Genomic DNA, 8556 nt, shown 5'->3' on the forward strand with positions numbered 1-8556 from the left:
TGCGGGGTGAGTTGCGCCACCCAGCGCAGGATGCGAGCGAGCACGGCCGCTGGCGTCCAATAGCGATTCGCTTGAACCTCGCTCAAAGATCGGTCCACCACCACCTCAGGCGCTGCGCATGTCCGTCCCGGCAGCGTCGAAATAGTCCGCCAGCCGCAATCGTTCCTGCTCAAAGCTCGCCATGCCAGCACGCACCGCATCCCAGTCCCCACGCCGGCTCGCGCGATCAATGCCCTCGCACGCCGCCGCGAACGCAATCGCACCGACCATCTTGCTGGCGCCCGCCATGCGATGAGAAAACTGCGTCACCTGGGCGACGTCGTCACCGGCGATGGCCTGCCGCAGGCCCGCCGAGTCGTTCTCGCAGGTCTGCCGAAAGGCGGCAAGCACCTCGCCCACCATCGACGCATCGCCACCGCAGGTGGCCGTGAGCAGCGCCTGGTCGATGGGGCCGTTGGAAGTTGAAGACTGCGCGGTGGAACCCGGGCCGTTGGCATCGGACGGCGAGGCCGCCAGCGGCAACGGCAGCCATCTATCCAGCTTCTCAGTAAGCTGCGCCAGTTCCACCGGCTTCACCAGAAAGTCGTCCATCCCCGCCGCAAAGCAGGCCTCCGCTTCCCCCTGCATCGCATTGGCGGTGCACGCAATGATCGGCACGCGCTCGCGTCCCGTCTCGGCTTCCACCTTGCGAATCTCCCGCGCCAGTTCGTAGCCGTCCATGTGCGGCATGTGGCAGTCGGTGATGACCAGCCCGAAGCGCCCGGTCTTCCACAGCGCGAGCGCCTGCAGGCCGTCATCGGCTGTCTTGGCGGCATAGCCTTGCGTGCGCACCTGGCGCGCGATCAGCAGGCGGTTGACGGGGTGGTCGTCCACCAGCAGCACCAGCGTCCCTTCTGATTCGGCCTGCGCGGTGGCGGGTGCCACGCGTCGGGTGGCTGGCGTCGCGGGGAGGGCGTTGTCGGCACTGCCGTCCGGCAGCGACTCGGCGATCGGCATCGTCAGTTCCAGCGTGATCGTCGAGCCCTTGCCCGGCTCGCTGTCCAGCTTGATCGTGCCGCCCATGATGTGCGCCAGTTGCCGTGAGATCACGAGGCCCAGCCCGGTGCCGGCGGGCCGACGCCGCGCGTCATCGCCGTCGGCCTGGGTGAAGGGCTGGAACAGGCGCTTCTGGTTCTCGGGCGAGATGCCGATGCCGGTGTCCTTCACCTCGAAGCGCAGGCTCTCCTGGCCGTCCTTGCGGCCCAGCCACTGCACGTTGATGTCGATCCAGCCCTCGGAGGTGAACTTGATCGCGTTGCTGACGAAGTTGTTGAGGATCTGGCGCAGGCGCACCGGGTCGACCTTCAGCGCCGGGCTGACGCGCGGGTCGACCATGCGCCGCACGATCAGTCCCTTGCTGCTGGCATTGCCCAGGTAGATGCTCTGCACCTCCTCGACCAGCCGCTTGATCGAGACGACCTCCGGGTGCACTTCCAGCTTGCCGGCCTCGATCTTCGAGAAGTCGAGGATGTCGCCGATGATGCGCAGCAGCGACCGGCTCGACTCGCGCACCAGGCCTAGCGTCTCGCGCTGTTCCGCGTCCAGCTCGGTCAGGCTCAGCAGTTCCAGCATGCCCTGGATGCCGTTCATGGGCGTGCGGATCTCGTGGCTCATGGTGGCCAGGAAGGTGCTCTTGGCACGGTTGGCGGCTTCCACCTCGGAACTGCGCTGTGCCAGCGCGGCGTTGAGCTGCTCGATCTCGCGCTCCTTCTTCCTTCGCTCGGTCACGTCTTCCGACATGGTCAGCAGATAGCGCGGCTCGCCGTTCTCGTCGAGGATCGGGATCTTCTTCGCATGCAGCACGCGCACAGTGCCGTCGCGCGCGTGCAGCGTCTCTTCGGGGATGTCGATGGCCTGGCGCAGGGCGAGCGCTTCCCTGTCCTTGGCGGTGAAGAAGTCGGCCTCTTCCTTCGAGCTGACGTAGTCGTGCACCGTCTTGCCCAGCAGCTCTGCCTCGCTGCGACCCGTCAGCTCTTCGAGTGCACGGTTGACGCGCACGAGCTTCAGGTCGCTGGCGTTCTTCACCATGAATTGGTAGGGGATGTGTTGGATCACCGAGTTCAGGAAGGCGTAGGCCGTTTCCAGTTCCGCGGTGCGCACGCGAACGCGCGCCTCCAGTTCGGCATTCAGGGCGCGCAGGTCTTCCTCGGCCTGGCGCAGCGCGGCGCGCTGCTGGCGCTCGGCCAGCGCGCGCCGCACGGAGAAGCCCAGCCGCCGCAGCCGGTACTTGAGCACGTAGTCGGTGGCGCCGGCCTTCATGCAATCCACGGCTTCTTCTTCGGTCAGCCCGGTGGAGATCACGATCAGGATCTGCCGCGGCTGCAACTGGCGCACCTGCTGCACCATCTCCAGGCCGCCGACCTCGTAGGCACACAGCAGCAGGTCGAAGGCTTGTCCTTGCAGGGCCGAGAGGAAGTCCTCGTCGCTTTGCACCCACTCGATGTCGCAGTCCAGGCCCTCGTCCATCAGCATGCCCTGGACGCGTTGCGCATCGGTCGGGTTGTCTTCCAGGTGCAGCACGCGGATGGCGGTGGTCATTGGGCGCCATCCTGTTCAGTGCGCAGCGACTGGACCACATCCTTGAACTCCTCGCGGTTGCGATCGCTCAAGGTGGAAAGGGCCTCATGCGCATGCAGGATGCGCTTCTGCACGGCAGCGAGGTCGTCGCCGCCGGTGCCCAGCGCATAGAACTCCGGCGCGGCGGCAATGTCGTCGCGGATCGCGGCTTGCACCTGCTCCATGCTCAGCTCCTCGAACATGGCGCGCACGGTCGGTGTCACGCCGGAAAGCACCACGCCGCCCCGCGCGACCAGTTCATGCACGGTGCCCAGCCAGGTGCTGTCCATGTATTCGCAGCGGGAGAGGTCCAGCACCACGCGGCGTCCGCCGTCCAGCACGGCCAGTGCCGTTTCATGGAAGGCATCGCAATGCATCCACGTGGCCCGGCCGCGCAGCGCCAGGTGGGCGGCATGCTCCGTTTCGCCATAGAACACGACGTCGCCCTCGGGCCGCGGCGCGCTGTCCTGCGCACCCGTGGGAAGTTCCGCGCCGTTGTCGAACCACGAGGCGCCGGCGTGCGCGTCGATGAGCAGGATGGTCACGTCATCCCGGTCCGTGCCGGCAGGGGCACCGGCGTGAAGCTGCGACAGCATTTCCTGCGCACTCGACAGCGGACTGGCCAGCACCTGCTGCAACAACTCCAGGTCATGCTCCGATCCGGTGGGCAGCAGCCCGTCGGTGTAGAGCAGGATCCGGTCGCCTGCCAGCAGTTGAATGCGCTCCTGGCGGAACTGCGCGTCCGGCGCCAGCCCGAGCGCGGGCCCAGTGCGACGGATGAGGCTCGTCGGCCGTCCCTCGCGCGCATGCAGCACGGGCGGATGGCCGGCCGATGCCAGCGTGAGGCTGGAGTCCGATGTGTCCAGCAGGCCGAACACGGCCGTCAGGAAAAGCCCGGGTGCCGCATGCGCCTCGCAGATCGAACGGTTCACCGCGTCCAGCACCTGCGCCGGCGGCAGCGCCAGGCCGGTGGCTGGATCCACCAGCACCAGCCGCTGCTTGAACAGCACCGACAGCATCGCCGATGTCACGCCATGGCCGGTGGCATCGGCCAGGTAGAAGGCGAGATGCTGCTCGCCCAGCCGCACCACGTCATAGAGGTCGCCGCCCACATGCTGCCCCGGGCGGTAGACCGCATGGATGCAATAGCCTTCCATCGGTGGCGGACTGCGCGGCAGCAGGGCGCGCTGGATCACCTCGGCGCGCTCCAGGTCGCGGCGCAGCAGGGCGGAGGTCTCCTCGAGTTCGCGGACCTTGTGCTGCAACTGCCGATGCAACCGCTCGCGCTCGGCCAGCAGTTGCCGCTTTTCCAACGCGTTGCGCACCGCCACGCCCATCTCTTCCGTGTGCGGGGACTTGGGCAGGAAATCGAAGGCGCCGAGACGGATCGCGGCCAGCGCCGAGTCGAAGGTCTCCAGCCCGGACAACACGATCCACATGGCATCCGGCACGGCCTGCCGGCCCCAGCGCAGCAGCTCCAGCCCGTCCATGCGCGGCATCATGATGTCGGTCAGCACCAGGGCGACGTCCGGGTGCTCGCGCAGCACCGCTTGCGCCGCGATGCCGTCGGCCGCTTCAAGGACCGGGGCGCAGCCGAACTTCTCCAGCGCCCGCTTCACCATCAGGCGGGTCACAGGCTCGTCGTCCACCACCAGCGCGAGGGGCGAATCAGGATCGAGGTTCATCAACTCCACCGGCAGTGGTGAGGGAGGGAGATTCTCGGAGTCGGCGGGGCCGATGGCAAGCCGACGAATTCATCGGCGGGAGCGGCAACTCTGAAGCCCGGTTAAAGGGCGCCTGTACCGCTGTCCAGCATTTCCCGCACCTTGGCCGCCAGCGCGGCGATCTCGAAGGGCTTGGTGATCACCTCCATGCCGTCGTGTACCAGGCCGTTGCGCACAGCCGCGGTTTCCGCGTAGCCGGTGATGAAGAGCACCTTGAGCGCCGGTCGCAATGCGCGCCCCGCATCGGCCACCTGCCGGCCGTTCATGCCGCCGGGCAAGCCGACGTCGGTGACCAGCAGGTCGATGCGCCCGGCCGCCTGCAGCATGCGCAATCCGCTGGGGCCGTCTTCCGCCGCGAGCACGGTGTAGCCCGCCTCTTTCAGCACCTCGTCGACGACCTGCCGGACCGTGCCTTCGTCCTCGATGAGCAACACGGTCTCGCCGCCGCCCTGGCCGGCGGTGTCCGGGCTGGTAGGGGGCTCCTCGAACGGTGCTTCTCCCATGTGCCGCGGCAGGTAGAGGCGCATCGTGGTGCCGCGACCCACTTGCGATTCGACGCGGATCTGCCCGCCCGACTGCCGCACGAAGCCATACACCATCGACAGCCCGAGCCCGGTGCCTTGCCCCAGCGGCTTGGTGGTGAAGAAGGGGTCGAACACGCGCTGCACCACTTCCGGCGTCATGCCGGCGCCGGTGTCCGTGACGCCCAGGCAGACATAGTCGCCGGGCGGCGGTTCGCGCGGGACCGCACCATGGGCCTCCAGCGATTCGTTGCAGGTCGCGATCATCAACTGGCCGCCCGACGGCATCGCGTCGCGGGCGTTGATGCACAGGTTCAGCAGTGCGTTCTCCAGTTGCGAGCTGTCGATCCGGGTGGGCCACAGATCGGGCGCGCGCTCCACCACGACCTGCACGGCCGGCCCGACGGTCCGCACGATCAGTTCGCTCATGCCCTGCACCAGCCGGTTGACGTCCACCGGCTTGGGGTCCAGCGTCTGCCGGCGTGAGAAGGCGAGCAGGCGCTGGGTGAGGGCGGCAGCGCGACGCACGGAGCCTTCGCTCATCTCGAGGTAGCGATCGATGCCGTCGAGCTTGCCCCGCTTCATCCGCATCTGCATCACCTGGAGGCTGCCGCTGATGGCGGCCAGCAGGTTGTTGAAGTCATGCGCGATGCCGCCGGTGAGTTGGCCGACGGCTTCCATCTTCTGCGATTGGCGCAAGGCCTCCTGCGTCTCGGCATGGGCCCGCTGCTCGCGCAGCCGGTCGGTGATGTCGGTGCTGGTCTGGAAGGCGCCGAACTGTTCGCCGTTTGCGTCACGCAACACCTCGAACTTGATCTCGTAGGTGCGCCGCGCACGATTCGGATCGCCGAACTCCCGCTGGACCGTGAAGGATTCGCCGGCCATGGCCCGGCCCCAGAGGGCGAGGGCGGCCTCGCGTTGTTCCGGCAGCTCGCCCATCAGGTCCAGCAGGTTGTCGCCGACCGCGGGGCGGATGCCGTAGATGCGCTCGAATTCGTCGACGTTGGCCTTGTTGATCGCCAGGATGCGGTAGTTCCGATCCAGCACCTGGATGAAGTAGTCGGTGGTCTGGACGATGGCCGCCAGCACGTCACGCTCGGCCGTGCGGCGCGCCAGTGCGGCTTCATGCTGCTTCTCTGCCGTGACATCGCGGGCGATGCAATAGAACTTGTTGTCTTCCGGCACCGCAACCCATGAGAGCCAGTGCCAGTTGCCGGACTTGTCGCGGTGGCGGTTCTCGAAGCGCAGCACCGGCTGTTGGTGCAAGGTGGCATCGGCCCAGGCGGCCATGGTGCGGGCGAGATCATCGGGATGCAGGAGGTCCTGCAAGACCGCACGGGTCATCTCGGCTTCGCTCCAGCCCATCGTCTTCTCCCAGGCGGGGTTGACGGTCTCGAAATGGCCCTCCGCGTTGAACACGCACAGCATCTCGGGCGTGACTTGCCAGGTGCGGCCATGGGCCAGCGTGCGCTCGATCACGCGCTGCTCCAGGTCGGCATTCAATGCGCGCAGGCGTGCTTCGCTATGGCGCACCTCGGCTTCAGCGCGGACCCGGTCGGTGACGTCGTAGCCGCCGACGAAGATGCCCTGCACATCATCCGCGGCATCACGGATGGGCTCGTACAGGAGGTCGATGAAGCGGCTGCCACCTTCGCGGTCCACTTCGATCGGGACGGCATTGGCCCTGACCGGCTTGCCGGTGGCATAGACCTGGTCGAGCAGTTCATGAAAGCCCTGCCGGACGAGTTCGGGGAACACCTCCCGCACCGGGTGGCCGATGAACTCGCGCGGGCCGGCGATCTTGATGTAGGCGTCGTTGACGTACTCGTAGACATGGCGCGGGCCCGCCAGCACGCAGGCGAATCCGGGCATCTGCTGCAACAGGCGCTGTTGGCGTTCGAGCGCCGCGCGCGAGCGCACGTCGGCGAGCACCTTGGCGGTGGTCTCGATGACGGTGTCCAGCATGCCGACGACCGTCCCGGTTTCGTCGAACACCGGGCCGTAGTTGAAGGTGAACCAGGCATCCTCGAGATGGCCATTGCGGTTGACGCGCAGCAGGTAGTCCTCGATGAAGGTCGATTCGCCCGCCATTGCCTTTTCAGCGATCGGCTGCAGTTGTGCCCAGCCCTCGCTCCAGGTCACGCGAAGCGGCTGCCCCAGGGCCTCGGGCTTGGCGCCGAGCAATGGGTGGTACGCATCGTTGTAGATGGCGATGAGGTCCGGGCCCCAGAACAGGCATGACGGGATCTTGCTTGCCAGCACCAGGTCGACTGCGATGCGCAGCGCGCCGGACCAGCGCGAGATCGCGCCCAGCGGGTTGGTCGCCCAGTCGAATGCGCGAACCTTTGCCCCCATGTCGCCGCCACCTGCGACGAAGGATGTCTCGATTGCCTTGCTCATGCAGTGTCAATGCATAGACGCGCCACGCCTGGATGCGGATGGTCGCATGTGAGCCTCCCCTTGATCTCGACGCTGCCAGCACTTGCGAGGCTGTTTGAACGTCGGCCGAATGGCCGTTCCGTGCGGATTCTCGCCGCTGAAGGACAGTGCATGCCGGCCTGATTCAAGATGAGACAACGTCGACTTGCCTGCTGCGACAGACAGCGTGCGCACTCCACTCAATTGCGGGCCAGGCAGTAGCTGAAGAACTCCTCGAGCTCGGTCGATTTGTCGAATACCGTGTCGGCGCCGGCGTCCCGACATGCACTTCGCGTGTCGTCCGTCGCGAAGTTGGACAGGACGACCACCCGTTGCTTCGGCTGGCGGCCGTTGCACCATTTCACGACACCGAGCCCGGTTCCTTCTCTGAGGAACAAATCGACGACGGCAAGGTCCCACATGCCCTTGTGCAATGCCAGCCAGTCGATGGCCTCCTGCTCGGATTGAGCGGTGGCCATCACGCTGGCGGAACCCAAGTCTGCAAGCGCCGGGATCAAGTGTTCGCGGATTCTCTCGTTGTCTTCCACCAGGAATACGGAGATTGCCATTTCTCGGTCCTTGATCTTTCTTTCTTGAACCGAGTCTGAACGCGCCGGTCGCGATTTCAGTGGGCGCTCAGGAGTCTTGTCGGTAGGATTGATGCTCGCCAAACGGCACCCGAACATGAACAACAAGTCTTCGAAGCTCCAGGCAAGGTTGAAATGGGAAGCCGCATGCGAGCGACTTTCCTTTGTCTTGCATCCGCCTGTCGATGCTCCTCTGCAGGAAGGTGCGCCGGACCTGGAATCCGCGCTGATGCTGGCGCAGGCCGCGCTGGAGGAAATCCGGCGTGCCTTCGGGTCGGAACTTGGGTCAAGGGCTGACGCCGACCGCTGAACGCGCGGGTCATTGGGGAAAAAGGATGATGGCGCAGCGGCTGCCGTCATGCTAAGAAGCGGATCGGAAAGTTGATCGCATCGCCATGCAGCGCTGCGACGACTGTTTGCTTCACTCACCCCACGAGGAAGTTCATGACCATCTCCATCAATGGGTCGCCGGCAGCGTTGCCCGGTGATCCGCGGGTTTCATTGCTCGATTTCCTGCGCGAGCACCTTCATCTCTACGGGGCCAAGAAAGGCTGCAACTGTGCTGGTCAAGTTTTTTCAGACACTGCGATAGGTTGTTTGATTGCCAATTGCTGCTCGAAGGCATTGGGCGGCAAGTTGCCCAGTTTGGAGTGCAGGCGCACGCTGTTGTAGAAGCCCACGATGTAGTGGGCGATGTCGGTCATTGCTTCG

At 65.9% G+C, this 8556-nt stretch carries 4 protein-coding genes and 1 pseudogene; all 5 read right to left on the minus strand.

Going from position 1 to position 8556, the window contains the following annotated elements; all coding sequences use genetic code 11:
• Positions 1-105: 105 nt before the first annotated feature.
• The gene (locus tag WKW82_RS37280) at positions 106-2577 is read right to left on the minus strand and encodes a response regulator (RefSeq protein ID WP_340348271.1); all 2472 of its coding nucleotides are present in this window, start codon (positions 2575-2577) and stop codon (positions 106-108) included.
• The gene (locus tag WKW82_RS37285) at positions 2574-4280 is read right to left on the minus strand and encodes a SpoIIE family protein phosphatase (RefSeq protein ID WP_340348272.1); all 1707 of its coding nucleotides are present in this window, start codon (positions 4278-4280) and stop codon (positions 2574-2576) included. The genes WKW82_RS37280 and WKW82_RS37285 overlap by 4 nt, the downstream gene beginning before the upstream one ends.
• Before the next feature lie 101 nt (positions 4281-4381).
• Positions 4382-7240, minus strand: coding sequence for a PAS domain-containing protein (locus WKW82_RS37290; RefSeq protein WP_340348273.1), 2859 nt, complete (start codon positions 7238-7240; stop codon positions 4382-4384).
• Positions 7241-7458: 218 nt separating this feature from the next.
• A complete protein-coding gene (locus tag WKW82_RS37295; RefSeq protein WP_340348275.1) occupies positions 7459-8205 on the minus strand; it encodes a response regulator in 747 nt (248 codons plus the stop codon).
• A gap of 206 nt (positions 8206-8411) precedes the next feature.
• Positions 8412-8556 (minus strand): annotated as a pseudogene (locus tag WKW82_RS37300) (IS3 family transposase); the annotation flags it as partial.

Origin of the sequence: Variovorax rhizosphaerae, from assembly GCF_037889975.1 — a bacterium.
Classification (GTDB): domain Bacteria; phylum Pseudomonadota; class Gammaproteobacteria; order Burkholderiales; family Burkholderiaceae_C; genus Variovorax; species Variovorax rhizosphaerae.

Coding starts and splice junctions, on each gene's coding strand:
- WKW82_RS37290 (WP_340348273.1), bottom strand. CDS start 7,240: ATGAGCAAGGCAATCGAGACATCCTTCGTCGCAGGTGGCGGCGACATG.
- WKW82_RS37285 (WP_340348272.1), bottom strand. CDS start 4,280: ATGAACCTCGATCCTGATTCGCCCCTCGCGCTGGTGGTGGACGACGAG.
- WKW82_RS37295 (WP_340348275.1), bottom strand. CDS start 8,205: ATGACGGCAGCCGCTGCGCCATCATCCTTTTTCCCCAATGACCCGCGC.
- WKW82_RS37280 (WP_340348271.1), bottom strand. CDS start 2,577: ATGACCACCGCCATCCGCGTGCTGCACCTGGAAGACAACCCGACCGAT.